The organism is Citrobacter europaeus (genome assembly GCF_037482245.1).
GTDB classification, from domain to species: Bacteria; Pseudomonadota; Gammaproteobacteria; order Enterobacterales; family Enterobacteriaceae; genus Citrobacter; species Citrobacter europaeus.
This window is the reverse complement of record NZ_CP148084.1, coordinates 3,497,348-3,514,808: the sequence shown is the minus strand read 5'-3', so window position 1 is coordinate 3,514,808 and position 17,461 is coordinate 3,497,348. Positions and strand designations below refer to the sequence as shown.

The window sequence follows — 17,461 nt, the reverse complement described above, 5'->3', positions numbered from 1 at the left end:
ACGAAAGTGCAGCGAGCGCGTTGTTATCTGTTAGGTGAAACGGCGGTGGTTCTTGAGCTGGAACCGCCCATTACGCTGGCGACTCAGAAACGCATCTGGCGTCTGGCCCAGCGTCTGGTTGATGCCCCGAATGTGCTTGAAGCTATTCCGGGCATGAACAATATCACGGTGACCTTGCGCGACCCGCAAACGCTGGCGCTGGATGCGATTGAACGCCTGCAGCGCTGGTGGGAAGAGAGTGAGGCGTTGGAACCGGATTCGCGCTTTATAGAAATTCCCGTGACCTATGGCGGTGAGTTTGGCCCCGATCTGGCTGAGGTCGCCCGGCACAGCGGATTAAGCGACAAGCAGGTTGTGGAACTTCATGCATCGGTTGATTACGTGGTGTGGTTTATCGGCTTTCAGCCGGGATTTCCCTATCTTGGGAGCTTACCTGAACAACTCCATACCCCAAGGCGTGCGGAACCTCGCCTGATTGTTCCGGCAGGTTCAGTGGGTATTGGCGGATCCCAAACGGGCGTTTATCCGCTTTCCACGCCAGGCGGATGGCAACTGATTGGTCGTACCCCCGTTGCGTTATTTGATCCAAAACGAGAGGAACCAATTCTGTTACGGGCTGGCGATACCGTGCGTTTTGTCCCGCAGAAGGAGGGGATATGTTAAACATTATTCGCGCGGGCATGTATACCTCAGTACAGGACGGGGGACGCCATAGTTTTCGTCAATCCGGAATCAGTCACTGTGGCGCACTGGATAAACCGGCGCTGAACGTCGCTAACCTGCTGGTGGGTAATGAAGCGAATGCTGCAGCGCTGGAAATTACGCTGGGGCAACTGGTGGTGGAATTTGAAACCGATGGCTGGTTTGCCCTGACCGGTGCGGGATGCGAAGCGCATCTGGATCATACTCCCGTGTGGAGCGGATGGCGGCTACCGATGAAAGCCGGCCAGCGCCTGACGCTAAAACGGCCGCATCACGGTATGCGCAGCTACCTGGCGGTTGCGGGCGGCTTTGATGTCCCCGAAGTCATGGGCTCGCGCAGTACCGATCTTAAAGTTGGCATTGGCGGGCTGGAAGGGCGTTTGCTGCGCGATGGCGATCGGCTGGCAATTGGCGTATCTACCCGGCAATTCAGCGGACCGCAGGGTGTAAAACAGCTGATGTGGGGCAACCATATTCGTGCGCTTCCCGGACCTGAATATCAGGAGTTTGACGAGGTATCACAGGCTTCTTTCTGGCGCTCGCCGTGGCAGCTTAGCCCACAAAGTAACCGTATGGGGTACCGCCTGCAGGGGCAGCCGCTGACGCGCATGACCGATCGCGAACTGCTGTCACATGGTTTGCTCCCCGGCGTGGTACAGGTTCCGCACAATGGTCAGCCGATCGTGCTGATGAATGATGCTCAGACGACGGGCGGCTATCCGCGCATCGCCTGTATCATTGAGGCGGATATGTATCATCTGGCGCAGATCCCGCTCGGCCAGCCGATTCATTTTGTGCAGTGTTCGCTGGAGGAAGCGCTTAAGGCGCGACATGAACGGCAGCGTTACCTGGAACAATTAACATGGCGACTTAACAATGAAAATTGATCTCAACGCGGACCTCGGTGAGGGATGCGCTAACGATGCGGCGCTGCTGCAACTGGTGTCTTCAGCCAATATTGCCTGTGGGTTTCACGCCGGAGATGCGCAAACCATGCTCTTAAGCGTGCGCGAGGCGCTAAAAAATGGCGTGGCGATAGGCGCGCATCCGAGCTTTCCGGATCGGGAAAATTTTGGCCGTAGCGCCATGACCCTGCCCGCACAAACGGTGTATGCGCAGACGCTGTATCAAATTGGCGCGCTGGCTGCCATCACGCAGGCGGAGGGCGGCGTAATGCGTCATGTCAAACCGCACGGTATGCTTTATAACCAGGCGGCGAAAGATCCTCAGTTGGCTGATGCGATTGCGAAAGCGGTTCATGCCTGCGATCCATCGCTGGTTCTGGTAGGGCTGGCAGGAAGCGAACTGATTCGTGCCGCAGAACACTATGGCCTGGTAACGCGTCAGGAAGTTTTTGCCGATCGGGGTTATCAGGCCGATGGCAGTCTGGTGCCGCGTAACCAGCCGGGCGCACTGATTGAGGATGAAGAGCAGGCGCTGGCGCAAACGTTAGAAATGGTGCAATCCGGCAGAGTAAAAAGCCAGAGTGGAACATGGGCGAGCGTGACGGCCCAGACGGTATGCATTCATGGGGATGGCGAGCACGCACTCGCTTTTGCCCGTCGCTTGCGTAGCGCCTTTAATGCATGCAATATTCAAATTAGCGCATAAATTTTTATATAAAACAATAATATATTACACAACAACATAAGGGATTTAATTATGGGAGAGGCTATTTCTCTCTGGCCATTGACGGGTATCGCCGTCATTGTGGTCGGATTTCTTTTACGTTTTAACCCGGTATTGGTGGTCATTATTGCCGGGATCGTCACGGGACTGGCGGCGCATATGCCGGTAGCCACCATCCTTGAGAAACTGGGTGAAGGTTTTCTTAACACCCGCAACCTGCCGTTTATCCTGCTGATCCCGCTGGCGGTTATTGGCCTGCTGGAACGTCACGGACTCAAAGAGCGCGCTCAGGCGTGGATTGCAAAAATCCGCAGCGCCACCAGTGGCCGTCTGCTTATTGTCTACCTGTTCATACGCGAAGCGACCGCCGCGTTAGGACTGACCAGTTTGGGGGGGCATCCACAGATGGTGCGTCCGCTGCTGGCGCCGATGGCGGAAGGGGCCGCTGAAAAAAATCATGGTGAGATACCGGGCGCGGTACGCTATCGCCTGCGCGCAATGTCAGCTGCGACCGATAACGTTGGGCTGTTTTTTGGGGAAGATATCTTTGTTGCCTTCGGTGCCATCATATTCATGCACAACTTTATGCTGGAGTCTGGTGGGATCCAGACCGAACCGTTGCATATCGCCTTGTGGGGGATCCCAACGGCAATTTGTGCCTTCCTGATCCACGGCACGCGTCTGTGGCGTCTGGATAGCTATTTGCAACGTGAGGTGGCGAAAGCGAATGCCGCAGCGAAAGGAGAAGCGAAATGAATTTTCAACAAAGCTATCTCTATTGGCTGGCGGGAGCGGTATTACTGATTGTGGCGCTGATGTCGTGGCAGGACAAGGCGAACCCTCGCCGCTTCACGACAGGCCTGTTTTGGGGCATATACGGTGTATTGTTTTTGCTTGGCGACTGGACATACTCGCTGTTTGGCGACAAACGCGCGGTGCATATTGCCGTTGGTGTTGCGGTGGTCGTTCTGGCCCTGATCGCCGGTTTTGGCGGCGTGAAGCTGGGAAGCTACCATCAACGGACGCCACAACAGCGCGAAGAAAGCGCCAGTCGCCTGGGCAACCGCCTGTTTTTCCCGGCGCTGGCGATTCCGGTAGTAACGGTGATCGGCGTACTGATGTTCAACCATATTCCGGGCTTACAGGATGCGCTGTTTGGGCCGGGTAATCACGCCACGCTGGTGACGCTTTTTTCCATGACAGCGGGCTCGTTGATTGGTCTGGCGATGGCGATAAAAATGACCCATGAGCGGGTGCATCAGCCGATTCAGGAGGCGCGCCGTCTGCTGGATTCCATCGGCTGGGCGTTCATCCTGCCGCAAATCCTCGCCACGCTCGGGCTGTTGTTTACGGCGGCTGGCGTAGGCAGCGGCATTTCATATCTGACGCAGGAATATCTGGCGGTAGACAGTCGCTTTATCGCGGTGGCGGTCTACACCATCGGCATGGCATTGCTGACCATGGTGATGGGCAATGCATTTGCTGCTTTCCCTATTGTGACCGCTGGGATTGGTATTCCGATCCTCGTACTGCAACACGGCGGCAATCCAGCGGTAATGGCGGCGATTGGTATGTTCTCCGGCTATTGCGGGACACTGATGACGCCGATGGCGGCGAACTTTAACATTGTCCCTGCTGCGCTGCTGGAGCTGCCGGATAAAAACGCGGTGATTAAAGCGCAGGTGCCAACCGGCATACTGCTGCTGTTGGTCAACGTGTTCCTGATGTATTTCCTGATGTTCTTGTAAGGTGACAGGATGAAAACAGTACTCATCACGGGATTTGAACCCTTTGGCGGCGAGTCAGTTAACCCTTCCTGGGAAGTGGTCTCGGGACTCGACAATGCTATTATCGGTGGATGCCGCGTCGTTGCCCGCCAGCTGCCGTGCGTCTTTGGCGAATCTCTTGCCGTACTCAATGGCGCGATTGATGCGCTGTCGCCATCGTTGGTGCTGGCTGTGGGGCAGGCGGGCGGGCGCTCGGATATCACCGTGGAGCGCGTGGCGATCAACGTTGATGATGCACGTATTGCGGATAACCAGGGACAACAGCCGGTAGATGTGCCGATTGTCGTCGATGGTCCTGCGGCATGGTTTAGTACGTTGCCGATCAAAGCGATGGTTGTGGCTATGCGCAACGCGGGAATTCCGGCCTCGGTTTCCCAGACCGCAGGTACCTTTGTGTGTAACCACGTAATGTATGGTCTGCTGCATAAATTACGCGACGTGCCGGCGGTGAAGGGCGGTTTTATTCATATCCCTTATCTGCCGCAACAAGCTGCACAGCATCCCGGAGCGCCAAGTATGGCGGCTGAAACCGTTCGCCGGGCGCTGGAAGTCGCCATTGCCACCGCCTTGCAGGTGGAAAGCGATATCACAGTGACGGGCGGCGCAACACATTAACAAAGGACAGTATTATGCCTGAAGGCCCGGAGATCCGCCGCGCGGCGGATAACCTGGAGGCGGCAGTCAAAGGCAAACCCCTGACGGATGTCTGGTTTGCCTTTGAGCAGTTAAAACCGTATCAATCTCAACTAATTGGGCAGAGTGTTACTCAGCTTGAAACGCGAGGGAAAGCACTGCTGACTCATTTTTCTAATGGTCTGACGCTGTACAGTCACAATCAGCTCTACGGCGTGTGGCGAGTCGTGGATACTGGCAACATTCCGCAGACTTCACGGGTTCTGCGTGTCAGGCTGCAAACAGCCGATAAAACCATCCTGCTCTATAGCGCGTCTGATATCGAAATGCTGACGCCAGAGCAGCTTACCACCCATCCGTTCCTGCAACGAGTTGGGCCGGATGTGCTGGATTTACGTTTAACGCCCGATGAGGTTAAAGCGCGTCTGTTATCTCCGCGTTTTCGTAATCGCCAGTTTTCTGGCCTGCTACTGGACCAGGCGTTTCTGGCGGGATTAGGTAACTACCTGCGGGTAGAGATCCTTTGGCAGGTAGGGTTGACCGGGCAGCATAAAGCGTCTCAGCTTAGTGACGAACAGTTGGATACGCTGGCGCGAGCGCTGCTTGATATTCCTCGTCTGTCCTATAATACCCGTGGGCTGGTGGATGAGAACAAACACCACGGTGCGTTGTTTCGCTTTAAGGTCTTTCACCGGGACGGTGAAGCCTGCGAGCGCTGTGGTGGAATCATCGAAAAAACGACGCTCTCTTCGCGCCCTTTTTACTGGTGTCCGGGATGTCAGAAGTAGATCTATACCGAAGCATACGTTTTGCGATATTGCAGCGGGGTTTTACCCATGTTTTTGCGAAAACAGGTAATAAACCAGGCGTATTCGGAGAAACCAACCTGAGCAGCAATATCGCGTACCGAGCTATTGGTATGTAACAGCAGTTCGCAGGCCTGACGAATGCGGCGCATCATCAGGTATTCCTGAATCGTACCGCCGGTTTCTTCGTGAAAACGGCGGGAGGCATGGCCCCGCGAGCACCCCATCTCGCTGGCGATATCTTCCAGCGAGCAGCGCTGGTGAAAGTGTGTTTCGATCCAGCGGATAATGCTGACCGAAAATGTATTTTGTCCCGTGGCCTGCGCCTGATGTGGCAGCAGGCTAATGAGCTGCATCACCAGAAATGCGCTGTCGCTGATGCTGAAGGTCTGACTTTTGAGCTGTTCTTCAAAACGGCTCAGCAACGTTTCAATCACCGGTTGAACGTCACCGACGTCAAACACCCGTGCTTTCTCTCCCCTGGCGCACAGCTGACGCAGTAGCATTTGCTGCCGAGGAAAATCCCGCAGGTACTGCTCAATTTGTGGAGCATTAAAGTGCAGCGTTGTGCGGTGATAAATATTACGTGCATCCTGTTCGACAAACACTTTATGCAACTTTCCCGGCGGGAAAATAAAAATACGCCCGGGTTTGACGGTGTACTGTTGGTGCTCCATAAGCGCGATGCCTACTCCCTGAGAAACCGACAATATCTCCACACACTGGTGCCAGTGATAGTAGTTGGCTGGCATATCCTTCATACGATTAAAGTAAATCGACTTGTCGTTGAGGTTTATATGCTCAAGATAACTACTGTCTTCCGTCCGCTGCATTTATGTCTCGCCTGTTCATGTGAACATACTTAAGTTTTTATCACTGTAATCGAATTTTCTCCGCAAAATGCAGATGAATGTTGTACTTCATCACCAGCGTTGTGTGGAAATACGACGATTATCACATTTGTATGTCAGCTCAAATCCTTATTATGCGCCCAATACTTCATCAAATGAAACGAGGTTTCATTATGCGAGCAAGGCAAGAGTATGCAGAAAAGGCGCGGCAATGGTTGGCATCAGCCATTCCTCATCTCTCATGCGATAACACGCGTTTGGACGTGGGCGAAACGTCCGCACAATATCCAATGGACATCGCCGGTATGGAGGGGTTTGCACGTCTATTATGGATCCTTTCACCGCTGTTAAGCGCAGGAGACGCGGGTGAGTATCGTGAGGCTTTTATTCGCGGTATTCGCCATGGCTGTGACCCCGAAAATCCAAACTATTGGGGTAATCTGGTCGATAACGATCAGCGCTGCGTGGAAATGGCTGCCTTTGGCGTAGCGCTGGCGCTGCCGAATACCGGATTATGGGATGCGTTAACCGCCGATGAGCAGGATAATCTGGAGCGCTGGTTACGACAAAGTGCTGATATCCAAATCCCGGATAATAACTGGCACTTCTTCCCGGTATTGGTGCAGGTCGGTCTTAAATGTGTCGGACGCCACTATGACATGATGGTCATTGATAAGCATCTGAACGCGATTGAGCCATTCTGGCTTGGTAACGGCTGGTATTCCGACGGTGCAGGTAAACCGCGCGATTACTATATCTCCAGCGGGTTTCATTTTTACAGTTTGCTGTACAGCCATCTTATGCAGGACGCTGATCCTGAACGTTGCCTGCGCTATCGCCAGCGCGCGCGTCAATTTGCCAGGGATTACATCTATTACTTTACCTGTGACGGGGATGCAATTCCGTTTGGCCGCAGCCTGACTTACCGTTTTGTTCAGGTTGCGTTCTGGAGCGCCGTCGTCTGGACAGGATTGGATGTCTTTACGATCCCTGTCGTCAAAGGCGTGATTTTACGCCACCTCGACTGGTGGTTAGCGCAGCCTTTCATTGGCCCGGATGGTTTATTCACGCTGGGATATACCTACCCGAATCTGGTGATGACCGAAGACTACAACAGCCCATGCTCACCCTGGTGGGCATGTAAGGCGTTGCTGATTCTGGCGCTGCCGGAACAGAGCGCATTCTGGCAAGCCGAGTCAGCCCCGTTGCCTGAACCTGAGCCGATTCATCCGATAAAGGAAGCCGGACAATTTATCGTTCATGATGATGCAAACCGACACGCCTGGATGCTGATGTCCGGGCAGTACGACCGCAATAACTTTGTCAATTTCGATGCCAAATACGGCAAATTTGCTTACTCCAGCCACTTCGGTTTTACCCTGGAGCGCGGTCATTATGGTCTGAACCATGCTGCCTGTGATTCGATGCTGGTGTTCAGCGAACAGGATAACTACTGGCGTGGACGTCGTGAGTGCGACGCTGTTGAAATGACGGATGCGTTAATCCGAAGCCGTTGGCACCCGTGGTCAAACGTCGTCGTCACGACCTGGCTAATCCCGTTTCAGCAAGGACATATTCGCATTCATCGCGTTGAAACTGCGCGCCAGCTTGACTGTGTCGAGGGGGGATTCGCGCTTAACCGGCATCAACTCATCGATACCAAAACTGCACCGCACGGGGTCACGCTTCGTGCCAGCTCCGGCGTATGCCAGATAACCGATCTGTTGGCAGAGCGTCAACCGGAGATCGTCACAACGCCACCCAACAGCAACATTCTGTATGCATCACCGGGGGAGATCCCCTGTCTTCGTAGCACGCTTACGCCGGGCACGCACTGGCTGGCCTGCGTCGTCAACGCCACATCGTTTTCCTCGCTGTCACCTGCGGCAGCAATGGCGTTCGACCGTGAGAATCAGGTGCTAACGCTGGGTGTGAAAACGCTGGAAATCATATAACTGACGCATGTGCGGAGAAAAATAATGACTAACCCTGTTCAGTCGACGCGCTCGGCTTACATCAAACTGAGTCTGTTTGTATTTCTGTTTACCTTTACCTGGGCGGCCAGTTTTGGCCTGTATGCTATCTGGCTGGGAGATAAAGCCGGGTTGGATGGTGTGGAGATCGGCACGGTATTTGCCGTGAACGGCGTTTTTGCGGTAGTTATCAAACCTGTTTACGGTTACATCATGGACAAAATGGGCATGAAAAAACATCTGCTCTATTTTGTCTGCCTCGTTTCGGCCCTGATGGCGCCATTTTTCATCTGGTGTTACCTGCCGCTATTACAAACGCATTTTATCAGCGGGATGATCGTCGGTGCGCTTTTTTTCAGCCTCGGCTGGTATGCGGGGGTGGCGGCGGAAGAGTCCTATGTTGACCGTTTCAGCCGTTTGTACGCGATGGAGTTTGGCCGGATCCGCATGTGGGCCGCGCTGGGATGGGCAACGGCGTCTTCATTCTCTGGGTATCTCTACAATATTTCGCCCAAAATCAACTTTGTAATCAGTAGCGTTTCCGCGCTGTGCATGTTTGCGGTTCTGCTGACGCTGAAAGTTGATCACTTTGGCCAGGAAGAGAATGACGTCCTGTCGAAAGAGAAGATTGTCATTGGCGATGTGTTCGAGTTGCTGCGCAATAAGAAATTCTGGACCTTTGCGCTGTATATCGCGGGAGTGGCATGGATGATGTTTATTGCCGAACAGCAGTTCTCTCGCTATTTCGTCACCTTCTTTAGCACTAAAGAAGAAGGCAACGCCATGTTTGGCTACATGAGTACCGCGCAGTCAGCCGCAGAGTTTTTCGGCATGATGCTGGTGCCTGCCATTATTAACCGCATTGGCGCTAAGCAGGGGATGATCCTGACCGGTCTTGTGATCAGTCTGCGTTTGATTATTTCCGGATTAACTAACGATCCGCTGATCATCTGCCTGGTGAAGCCTTTGTATGGGATTGAAATCGCCCTGATTCTGGTGTCGGTTTTCAAATACATTGCCGAACATTTCGACAAACGCGTTAACGCCACGATGTACCTGCTGGGCTATCAGGCCATGATTTACGTCGGTTCTATTGTCGTGGCACCGCCTGCCGGCTATGCCTACCAAAAAATTGGTTTTGAGCATACCTATCTGATTATGGGAGTGGTTGCTCTGGTATTTACCGGAATCTCCGCCATCACGCTTTCTACTTGCTATCAGCACAAAAAAAACACTGCAGCCCCTGTCCATGGGCAAGAAGCCACCCATTAAAGTGAAGAAAACGAGAGAATTATGTCTGTGACTATCCGTAAAGAACCGATCGTTCCTGTTGTCCTGCGAAGCGGCGAGCGCGCTGCTATTGCGCAGAAGATTCGCCGCGCTTTACCGGTCATTTTATCTGCTATCGATCGTAACAGCGATTATTTTGGCACGCGTTTTCCGGATGCGGCATGTGAAAATGGTCGCTACCCAATTATCGATAATCAGGAATGGACCACCAGTTTCTGGACTGGCCAGCTGTGGCTGGCGTGGGAATGGACGCGTAATGATGCGTATCGTACGTTGGCCGAACAACATGTCCGTTCTTTTGGCGAACGTATTGCCAGTAGGGATCATACCAATCACCACGATCTGGGTTTTCTGTACAGCCTTTCATGTATAGCGGCCAATAAACTAACCGGCAATCGCGAGGCGACTTATATCGCGCAGCAGGCGGCAGAAGTGCTGATGGAACGCTATCACGAGAAATGCGGCATTATTCAGGCGTGGGGCGAACTGGATAATCCGGAGCAGCAGGGCAGGATGATTATAGACTGCAATATGAATCTGCCCTTGCTGTATCAGGCAAGCGCCAGCACCGGCGATCCACGCTATGCTGAAGCGGCGAAAAATCATATAGAGCAGGCGCGACGTTATATTGTGCGCGAGGACGGCTCAACGTTTCATACGTACTATATGGATGTGCGCACCGGGGAACCGCGGTTTGGCAATACGCATCAGGGTTTTTCCGATGATTCCTGCTGGTCGCGCGGGCAGGCATGGGGTGTTTATGGCTTTCTGCTGAATTATCTCTATACCGGAGATGAGCGGCTTCTGGAACTGAGCCAGACGCTGGCAAATTACTTTATTAATCGTTTGCCGGAAGATCTTATCTGTTATTGGGATTTGGCGCTTACCGATCCCAACAGTGAAAGGGATAGCTCTGCCAGCGCGATTCTCGCCTGCGCGCTGCTGGAGCTGGTAAAACAGCTACCGGCAACCCATCCGGAACGTGAAAGTTATGAAGCGTTGGCATTAAGGATGATTGCGCGAATGCTTGATGATTATCTAAATGCTGCGCATGAAGCAGGCGAAGGATTATTAAAACACTCTGTTTATTATTTTAAAGGTAACGTCGGTGTGGATGAGTGCTGCGCGTGGGGGGATTATTTCCTGATGGAAGCGATGACCCGTGCAATATCCTGCTGGAAAAGTTACTGGTAATATTCCGCTCCCTCGGTTAAATATTCAGGCTATTGATTTAGCAGGGGGGGATTTTATCTCTGTACGGCGAGGAAAATATAATGAAAAGCAATAATATTAATGCAGCCATATTAATGGCTGCACTGGTCATGCCTGTAACTGGCGCTATGGCCACGGAAAATAATACGACTACTGCCCCTCAGGCGAAATCGACACCCTTTACTACCGTGTATTTTGCACCGCGTACGCAGTACCGTACGGCCAGCAAAGGTTTTTTGCAGCGATTAATGTTAACCGGGGTGGTACAGGACTCAGACAGTATATTTAAAAGCATGTACTGGAGTTTTGAAACCGATGCCGATCTTGGTAAAAATATGGACCAGTGGAAAAGCAGCTATCAGGAAGCCGAGTTTAACAAGCCTTTTGCTCTGGGTGATAGTGACTTCTGGCTTGAGCCCGGCGTGGTGTTTCACTGGGAGTCTGCAGGTTCACGTGTCGACCCTTATATTGGTATTGGCTATCATTTTGACCCAACGCTGGGGGCTGTACTACGCTACCGATATAACCATCAAAACCATGACAGCGAAACGTTGCAAGGCGACTGGGATGACTCTTCAGAGCACCGCGTTGATATTTATTTAACCAAGTATTTTACGCCAAACTTCTGGGTGCAATATAATCCAACGTATTACAGTAAAACCCATGGCGATAAATTTGAGTATGCTAACGGCAAGAATCATACTCTGCAGCATAACTTTGTATTTAATTTCCATGCCACACCGCGGTTTTATCCATTTTTTGAATTAGGCTATCTTGATAAATACAAAGATGGTGATGATACAAAAAATGAATATCAAATCAGGGTAGGGTTTAAATATAACTTAAACTAATTCCGGCTTACGATGATAATTGCTTTGGCGCGTGCACTGAAATAAACCGCGCCACCGCCGGGCCGGTTAATAAAATGCTGAACAGCCGCAGGGTTTGCATCGCCATGATCAACGCCATATCGGCGTGACTCCCTGCGGCAATCACCGCAACAGAATCCACCCCACCGGGACTGGTCGCCAGATAGGCGGTGAGAAAATCTATCTGCATGTAATGCGCCAGCCCCCAGGCCATAGCGGCGCAGATCGCCATCAGTGAAAAAATGGACAACAGGATCTGCGGTAAGGGGCGCAACGCCGTTAAGAAAATCTGCTTGTCAAAGCCAAGGCCGATTTGCCAGCCGATGGCCATATAAGCTATTGCCAGCAGCCATTCCGGCAGTTCAATCACCATTACGCCACTGGCATTCAGCAGTGCGCCTGCCAGCATAGGCAGCAACATCGCGCCTGAGGGGATGCGCAGTAAGCGCCCGGCTATACCGGCAACGGCGGCCAGCGCCAGGGTACTGAACAGATTACCGCTCAGTGGCGGAAACCAGACGATTTGTTCACTGACCGCCTGCGCCTGATCGCCCATCATCAATCGGGTGACCAGCGCTGCTGCCCCGACCACCAATAGCACGCGCAGATACTGCATAAACGCCACCAGCCGGATGTCGGCGCCAAATTCCTGGGCCATCGCGACCATCGCCGCCGCGCCGCCAGGTGAAGAACCCCACGCGCCGGTGTTCCCCGGTAGATTACTGTAGCGCACCAGCAGCCAGCCGATTACCGCGCTGCTGATAAGGGTCGCCAGCAGGACAACAATCACCATCGGCCAGTGGGCCGCAAGGGTTGTGAAGATTGAACCGGTCAGATTTTGGGCAATCATGCAGCCGAGAATCGCCTGCGCGCCAAGAAATGTGCAGCGGGGAGGGTGCAGCGAAATGCCGCGCATACTGAAGATGATGCCGACGATCATCGAACCGAGCAGCAATGGTCCTGGAAGATGGATAAACAGAAAGAGCAGGGAAAGAAGGAGCGATAGCAGAAACAACAGGCTCCACTGCAAAACAGGCATCCCATGCTCCTGAGTGAAATGACGGAAATCTCAGTAAATCATAGAGAAAGCGCGATGAGAATAAAATAATGTGGATCAAGAAAAAACAGGTCGGATTCTGGCGTTACTGCCTTATCCGACCCGGGAGAATTAATAGCTGAAAGCCGGACAGGCGTTGGTGCCGTCCGGCAGACAATTAACGCTTAATTGCAGATTTAAAATCGCGCTTGTCGTAGCCGGTGTACAGCTGACGAGGACGGGCGATTTTCATGCCGTCGGTGTGCATTTCGTTCCAGTGCGCAATCCAGCCAACGGTACGCGCCATGGCGAAGATAACGGTGAACATGGAGGACGGAATACCCATCGCTTTCAGGATGATGCCGGAGTAGAAGTCTACGTTCGGGTAGAGTTTCTTCTCGATGAAGTACGGGTCGTTGAGCGCAATGTGCTCAAGTTCCATCGCCACTTCCAGCAGATCGTCTTTGGTGCCCAATTCTTTCAGCACTTCGTGGCAGGTTTCACGCATGACGGTAGCGCGCGGGTCATAGTTTTTGTAAACACGGTGACCAAAGCCCATCAGGCGGAAGGAATCATTCTTGTCTTTCGCGCGGCGAACAAATTCCGGAATGTGTTTAACAGAGCTGATTTCTTCCAGCATTTTCAGTGCAGCTTCGTTTGCGCCGCCGTGTGCCGGTCCCCACAGGGAAGCAATACCGGCCGCGATACAGGCAAACGGGTTAGCGCCAGAAGAACCCGCGGTACGTACGGTAGAGGTTGAGGCGTTCTGTTCGTGGTCAGCGTGCAGGATTAAGATACGGTCCATTGCGCGTTCCAGAATCGGATTGACTTCGTATTTTTCGCACGGCGTGGAGAACATCATGTTCAGGAAGTTACCGGCGTAAGAGAGGTCATTACGCGGGTACACGAACGGCTGTCCAATGGAATATTTATAACACATTGCTGCCATGGTTGGCATTTTGGACAGCAGACGGAAAGCGGCGATTTCACGGTGACGTGGATTATTCACATCCAGCGAGTCGTGGTAGAACGCAGCCAGCGCCCCGGTAACACCGCACATAACGGCCATCGGGTGAGAGTCGCGGCGGAAACCGTGGAACAGACGGGTGATCTGCTCGTGGATCATGGTATGGCGAGTGACTGTGGTTTTGAACTCGTCGTACTCTTCCTGCGTCGGTTTTTCACCGTACAGCAGGATGTAACACACTTCCAGATAGTTAGACTCGGTCGCCAACTGATCAATCGGGAAGCCGCGATGCAGCAAAATACCTTCGTCACCATCAATGAAAGTAATTTTGGATTCGCAGGATGCGGTAGAGGTGAAACCTGGGTCAAAAGTAAACATCCCTTTTGAGCCAAGGCTACGAATATCAATAACATCTTGACCGAGCGTACCTTTCAGCACATCCAGTTCAATAGCAGCGTCACCATTTAGAGTGAGTTTTGCTTTAGTATCAGCCATTTACGGTCTCCTTAGCGCCTTATTGCTTAAGACTGCCGGAACTTAAATCTGCCTTCGTACATCAATAAACCGTTACCAGTTTGTTATTTGGCTCGCCGCTCTGCGAAAGAGGGGATGACCTGGGTACAGAGCTATGGGCGCTTGCAGGTAAAACGGTCTTTTCATGGCGAATAAACTGCAAATCAAGAACTTAGCAATCCGAATTATTAAACCTGTCTATCACTAATAACTGTCCTGACGGTATTGGTCAATACTTCCACACTGTTACATAACTAAATCTCCGGTGAAAGAGTGACCCCATAACTTTTACGCATTATATGCTTTTTCTGGTGTCGTTTGTAACAACTTTGTTTAATGATTGTCAAATCAGATGATTAAAAATTAAAATAATGTTGTTATCGTGACCTATGTCACTGTTCGGGATAAAACCCGACAAACTATATGTAGGTTAATTGTAATGATTTTGTGAACGTCCTATACTGCCGCCAGGTCTCCGGAATACCCTGCAATCCCGAGCCAACCAGCGTTGTATCGTGTCGTTTTAGCATCTGGAAGCAGTGTTTTATATGACGCGTAGTTATAGTAAGGACGCTGTCTGACCCGCACGCAGACCGGAGGAAGGAAATCCCGTCGTCTTTCAGGCTACAGGTGTCTTCATCTTCTGTACCCGAAGTCCAAAGGGAATAATAAGAACAGCATGTGGGCGTTATTCATGATAAGAAATGTGAAAAAACAAAGACCTGTCAATCTGGATCTGCAAACGATCCGGTTCCCAATCACGGCGATAGCGTCCATTCTCCATCGCGTATCCGGAGTGATCACCTTCGTGGCGGTCGGGATTCTGTTGTGGTTATTGGGTACCAGCCTTTCCTCCCCTGAAGGTTTCCTCATCGCGTCATCCATTATGAATAACTTCTTTGTGGAGTTAATTCTGTGGGGGATCCTGATTGCGCTGGCATATCACGCCGTAATGGGCATTCGCCATCTGTTGATGGATTTTGGCTATATCGAAGAAACCCTCGAAGCAGGGACACGCTCCGCCAAAATTTGTTTCGTTATCATTGTCGTGCTTTCACTTCTCGCAGGAGTCCTCGTATGGTAAGCAACGCCTCCGCATTAGGACGCAACGGCGTACATGACTTCATTCTGGTCCGTGCTACCGCTATCGTTCTGACGTTATACATCATCTATATGGTCGGCTTCTTCGCCACCAGCGGCGAGCTGACGTTTGAAGTCTGGACCGGTTTCTTCTCATCGGCATTCACCAAAGTCTTCACCCTGCTGGCACTTTTCTCCATCTTGATTCATGCCTGGATCGGCATGTGGCAGGTGTTGACCGACTACGTTAAACCTCTGGCTGTGCGCCTGATTCTGCAACTGGCTATCGTCGTTGCGCTGGTGGTTTACGTCATTTATGGATTTGTTGTGGTGTGGGGTGTGTAATGAAACTGCCAGTCAGAGAATTTGATGCTGTTGTGATTGGTGCCGGCGGAGCAGGTATGCGCGCGGCGCTGCAAATTTCCCAGAGCGGTCAGACCTGTGCGCTGCTCTCCAAAGTGTTCCCAACCCGTTCCCATACCGTATCCGCACAAGGTGGCATCACCGTTGCGCTCGGTAATACCCATGAAGATAACTGGGAATGGCACATGTACGACACCGTTAAAGGGTCGGACTACATTGGTGACCAGGACGCTATTGAATATATGTGTAAAACCGGTCCGGAAGCGATTCTGGAGCTGGACCACATGGGGCTGCCGTTCTCTCGCCTCGACAATGGCACAATTTATCAACGTCCGTTTGGCGGCCAGTCGAAGAACTTCGGCGGCGAGCAGGCGGCACGTACCGCGGCAGCGGCAGACCGTACCGGTCATGCGCTGTTGCACACGCTGTATCAGCAGAACCTGAAAAACCACACCACAATTTTCTCCGAGTGGTATGCGCTGGACCTGGTGAAAAACGCCGATGGCGCCGTTGTCGGTTGTACCGCGCTGTGTATCGAAACCGGTGAAGTGGTTTACTTCAAAGCCCGCGCAACCGTGCTGGCGACCGGCGGTGCTGGCCGTATTTATCAGTCCACCACCAATGCCCACATCAACACCGGTGACGGCGTGGGTATGGCTATCCGCGCTGGCGTGCCGGTGCAGGATATGGAGATGTGGCAGTTTCACCCAACCGGCATCGCCGGCGCAGGCGTTCTGGTAACAGAAGGCTGCCGTGGTGAAGGTGGCTACCTGCTGAACAAACACGGCGAGCGCTTTATGGAGCGTTATGCCCCGAACGCGAAAGACCTGGCGGGTCGTGACGTGGTGGCGCGTTCCATCATGATCGAAATCCGTGAAGGTCGCGGCTGCGACGGCCCGTGGGGTCCGCATGCCAAATTGAAACTCGACCACCTGGGTAAAGAAGTGCTGGAATCCCGTCTGCCGGGCATTCTCGAACTGTCTCGTACCTTTGCTCACGTTGACCCGGTCAAAGAGCCGATTCCGGTTATCCCAACCTGCCACTATATGATGGGCGGTATTCCGACCAAAGTGACTGGCCAGGCGCTGACTGTAAACGAACAGGGCGAAGATGTGGTGATCCCGGGGCTGTTTGCTGTCGGCGAAATCGCGTGCGTGTCGGTTCACGGCGCCAACCGTCTGGGCGGCAACTCGCTGCTGGACCTGGTGGTATTTGGTCGTGCGGTGGGGCTGCATCTGCAGGAATCTATCGCTGAGCAGGGTGACCTGCTGGATGCGACCGAAGATGAAATCGATGCTTCTCTGGCGCGTCTGAATCGCTGGAACGGTAACCGCAACGGTGAAGACCCGGTGGCAATTCGCAAAGCGCTGCAGGAATGTATGCAGCACAACTTCTCGGTATTCCGCGAAGGCGATGCGATGGCGAAAGGTCTGGAAGAGCTGAAAGCGATCCGCGAACGTCTGAAAAATGCCCGCCTGGACGATACCTCCAGCGAGTTCAACACCCAGCGCGTTGAGTGTCTGGAGCTGGATAACCTGATGGAGACCGCGTACGCCACTGCAGTATCTGCAAACTTCCGTACCGAAAGCCGTGGCGCGCATAGCCGCTTCGACTTCCCGGAACGTGATGATGAAAACTGGCTGTGCCATTCCCTGTACCTGCCAGAGTCGGAATCCATGACGCGACGTCAAGTCAATATGGAACCGAAGCTGCGCCCGGCATTCCCGCCGAAGATTCGTACTTATTAATG

General features: G+C 52.7%; 18 protein-coding genes. 14 read left to right on the top strand and 4 right to left on the bottom strand.

Going from position 1 to position 17,461, the window contains the following annotated elements; translation table 11 throughout:
* Positions 1-6: 6 nt before the first annotated feature.
* Genes pxpB through nei form a run of 7 tightly spaced genes read left to right on the top strand, consistent with a single transcriptional unit; the run spans position 7 to position 5,539 of the window.
* Positions 7-663, top strand: a complete 657-nt coding sequence (pxpB, locus tag WHR59_RS16650) for a 5-oxoprolinase subunit PxpB (RefSeq protein WP_075144979.1) — start codon at positions 7-9, stop codon at positions 661-663.
* Positions 657-1,589: a 5-oxoprolinase subunit PxpC gene (pxpC, locus tag WHR59_RS16645; RefSeq protein ID WP_338843308.1), complete on the top strand. Its 933-nt coding sequence runs from the start codon at positions 657-659 to the stop codon at positions 1,587-1,589. Before pxpB ends, pxpC begins: the two co-directional genes overlap by 7 nt.
* Positions 1,579-2,313, top strand: a complete 735-nt coding sequence (pxpA, locus tag WHR59_RS16640; protein WP_043015612.1) for a 5-oxoprolinase subunit PxpA — start codon at positions 1,579-1,581, stop codon at positions 2,311-2,313. Before pxpC ends, pxpA begins: the two co-directional genes overlap by 11 nt.
* A 51-nt stretch (positions 2,314-2,364) precedes the next feature.
* Positions 2,365-3,087, top strand: coding sequence for a DUF969 domain-containing protein (locus WHR59_RS16635; protein ID WP_075144978.1), 723 nt, complete (start codon positions 2,365-2,367; stop codon positions 3,085-3,087).
* The gene (locus WHR59_RS16630; RefSeq protein WP_043015614.1) at positions 3,084-4,079 is read left to right on the top strand and encodes a DUF979 domain-containing protein; all 996 of its coding nucleotides are present in this window, start codon (positions 3,084-3,086) and stop codon (positions 4,077-4,079) included. Before WHR59_RS16635 ends, WHR59_RS16630 begins: the two co-directional genes overlap by 4 nt.
* 9 nt (positions 4,080-4,088) lie before the next feature.
* Entirely contained in the window at positions 4,089-4,733 is a 645-nt protein-coding gene (gene pcp / locus WHR59_RS16625) for a pyroglutamyl-peptidase I (RefSeq protein ID WP_047412626.1), read from the top strand.
* Positions 4,734-4,747: 14 nt separating this feature from the next.
* Complete coding sequence (gene nei, locus WHR59_RS16620; protein WP_193144664.1) at positions 4,748-5,539, top strand: endonuclease VIII; 792 nt, start codon at positions 4,748-4,750, stop codon at positions 5,537-5,539.
* Positions 5,540-5,541: 2 nt separating this feature from the next.
* Here the strand turns inward: nei and WHR59_RS16615 are convergent, their stop codons facing one another.
* A complete protein-coding gene (locus tag WHR59_RS16615; RefSeq protein ID WP_043015617.1) occupies positions 5,542-6,390 on the bottom strand; it encodes an AraC family transcriptional regulator in 849 nt (282 codons plus the stop codon).
* Between the two features lie 191 nt (positions 6,391-6,581).
* On the opposite strand from WHR59_RS16615, the gene WHR59_RS16610 reads away from it, so the two are divergent.
* The 4 genes from WHR59_RS16610 to WHR59_RS16595 all read left to right on the top strand — a co-directional run bounded on the left by WHR59_RS16610 (position 6,582) and on the right by WHR59_RS16595 (position 11,734).
* Positions 6,582-8,363 (top strand): DUF2264 domain-containing protein, encoded by a 1,782-nt coding sequence (locus WHR59_RS16610; protein WP_075144976.1) that lies wholly within the window; start codon positions 6,582-6,584, stop codon positions 8,361-8,363.
* 24 nt (positions 8,364-8,387) lie between these two features.
* Positions 8,388-9,653, top strand: coding sequence for an oligosaccharide MFS transporter (locus WHR59_RS16605; protein WP_075144975.1), 1,266 nt, complete (start codon positions 8,388-8,390; stop codon positions 9,651-9,653).
* Positions 9,654-9,674: 21 nt separating this feature from the next.
* Positions 9,675-10,865: a glycoside hydrolase family 88 protein gene (locus WHR59_RS16600; protein ID WP_043015619.1), complete on the top strand. Its 1,191-nt coding sequence runs from the start codon at positions 9,675-9,677 to the stop codon at positions 10,863-10,865.
* A gap of 80 nt (positions 10,866-10,945) precedes the next feature.
* Complete coding sequence (locus WHR59_RS16595) at positions 10,946-11,734, top strand: oligogalacturonate-specific porin KdgM family protein (protein ID WP_043015620.1); 789 nt, start codon at positions 10,946-10,948, stop codon at positions 11,732-11,734.
* Between the two features lie 7 nt (positions 11,735-11,741).
* Here the strand turns inward: WHR59_RS16595 and WHR59_RS16590 are convergent, their stop codons facing one another.
* The 3 genes from WHR59_RS16590 to WHR59_RS24510 all read right to left on the bottom strand — a co-directional run bounded on the left by WHR59_RS16590 (position 11,742) and on the right by WHR59_RS24510 (position 14,510).
* A complete protein-coding gene (locus WHR59_RS16590) occupies positions 11,742-12,791 on the bottom strand; it encodes an AbrB family transcriptional regulator (RefSeq protein ID WP_075144974.1) in 1,050 nt (349 codons plus the stop codon).
* 175 nt (positions 12,792-12,966) lie between these two features.
* Positions 12,967-14,250 carry a citrate synthase gene (locus tag WHR59_RS16585; protein ID WP_087053009.1) on the bottom strand — a complete coding sequence of 428 codons (1,284 nt, stop codon included), beginning with the start codon at positions 14,248-14,250 and terminating at the stop codon, positions 12,967-12,969.
* A 206-nt stretch (positions 14,251-14,456) separates the two neighbouring features.
* Positions 14,457-14,510 (bottom strand): hypothetical protein, encoded by a 54-nt coding sequence (locus WHR59_RS24510; RefSeq protein WP_418135082.1) that lies wholly within the window; start codon positions 14,508-14,510, stop codon positions 14,457-14,459.
* 437 nt (positions 14,511-14,947) lie between these two features.
* Between WHR59_RS24510 and sdhC the strand changes: the two genes are divergently transcribed.
* From sdhC to sdhA, 3 genes are read left to right on the top strand one after another with little or no spacing between them, the layout of a single operon-like run.
* Positions 14,948-15,352 carry a succinate dehydrogenase cytochrome b556 subunit gene (gene sdhC / locus WHR59_RS16580; RefSeq protein ID WP_047412583.1) on the top strand — a complete coding sequence of 135 codons (405 nt, stop codon included), beginning with the start codon at positions 14,948-14,950 and terminating at the stop codon, positions 15,350-15,352.
* Complete coding sequence (gene sdhD, locus WHR59_RS16575) at positions 15,346-15,693, top strand: succinate dehydrogenase membrane anchor subunit (protein ID WP_005122550.1); 348 nt, start codon at positions 15,346-15,348, stop codon at positions 15,691-15,693. Before sdhC ends, sdhD begins: the two co-directional genes overlap by 7 nt.
* Entirely contained in the window at positions 15,693-17,459 is a 1,767-nt protein-coding gene (gene sdhA, locus WHR59_RS16570) for a succinate dehydrogenase flavoprotein subunit (protein ID WP_003831409.1), read from the top strand. The genes sdhD and sdhA overlap by 1 nt, the downstream gene beginning before the upstream one ends.
* The last annotated feature ends 2 nt before the right edge of the window (positions 17,460-17,461 follow it).

Bases quoted from the DNA above. Each gene is read 5' to 3' on its own strand.
- WHR59_RS16605 (WP_075144975.1), top strand. From the start codon at position 8,388: ATGACTAACCCTGTTCAGTCGACGCGCTCGGCTTACATCAAACTGAGT.
- WHR59_RS16610 (WP_075144976.1), top strand. From the start codon at position 6,582: ATGCGAGCAAGGCAAGAGTATGCAGAAAAGGCGCGGCAATGGTTGGCA.
- sdhD (WP_005122550.1), top strand. From the start codon at position 15,346: ATGGTAAGCAACGCCTCCGCATTAGGACGCAACGGCGTACATGACTTC.
- pxpA (WP_043015612.1), top strand. From the start codon at position 1,579: ATGAAAATTGATCTCAACGCGGACCTCGGTGAGGGATGCGCTAACGAT.
- WHR59_RS16590 (WP_075144974.1), bottom strand. From the start codon at position 12,791: ATGCCTGTTTTGCAGTGGAGCCTGTTGTTTCTGCTATCGCTCCTTCTT.
- sdhC (WP_047412583.1), top strand. From the start codon at position 14,948: ATGTGGGCGTTATTCATGATAAGAAATGTGAAAAAACAAAGACCTGTC.
- WHR59_RS16615 (WP_043015617.1), bottom strand. From the start codon at position 6,390: ATGCAGCGGACGGAAGACAGTAGTTATCTTGAGCATATAAACCTCAAC.
- WHR59_RS16635 (WP_075144978.1), top strand. From the start codon at position 2,365: ATGGGAGAGGCTATTTCTCTCTGGCCATTGACGGGTATCGCCGTCATT.
- WHR59_RS16585 (WP_087053009.1), bottom strand. From the start codon at position 14,250: ATGGCTGATACTAAAGCAAAACTCACTCTAAATGGTGACGCTGCTATT.
- WHR59_RS16595 (WP_043015620.1), top strand. From the start codon at position 10,946: ATGAAAAGCAATAATATTAATGCAGCCATATTAATGGCTGCACTGGTC.
- sdhA (WP_003831409.1), top strand. From the start codon at position 15,693: ATGAAACTGCCAGTCAGAGAATTTGATGCTGTTGTGATTGGTGCCGGC.
- nei (WP_193144664.1), top strand. From the start codon at position 4,748: ATGCCTGAAGGCCCGGAGATCCGCCGCGCGGCGGATAACCTGGAGGCG.
- WHR59_RS16600 (WP_043015619.1), top strand. From the start codon at position 9,675: ATGTCTGTGACTATCCGTAAAGAACCGATCGTTCCTGTTGTCCTGCGA.
- pxpC (WP_338843308.1), top strand. From the start codon at position 657: ATGTTAAACATTATTCGCGCGGGCATGTATACCTCAGTACAGGACGGG.
- pcp (WP_047412626.1), top strand. From the start codon at position 4,089: ATGAAAACAGTACTCATCACGGGATTTGAACCCTTTGGCGGCGAGTCA.
- WHR59_RS16630 (WP_043015614.1), top strand. From the start codon at position 3,084: ATGAATTTTCAACAAAGCTATCTCTATTGGCTGGCGGGAGCGGTATTA.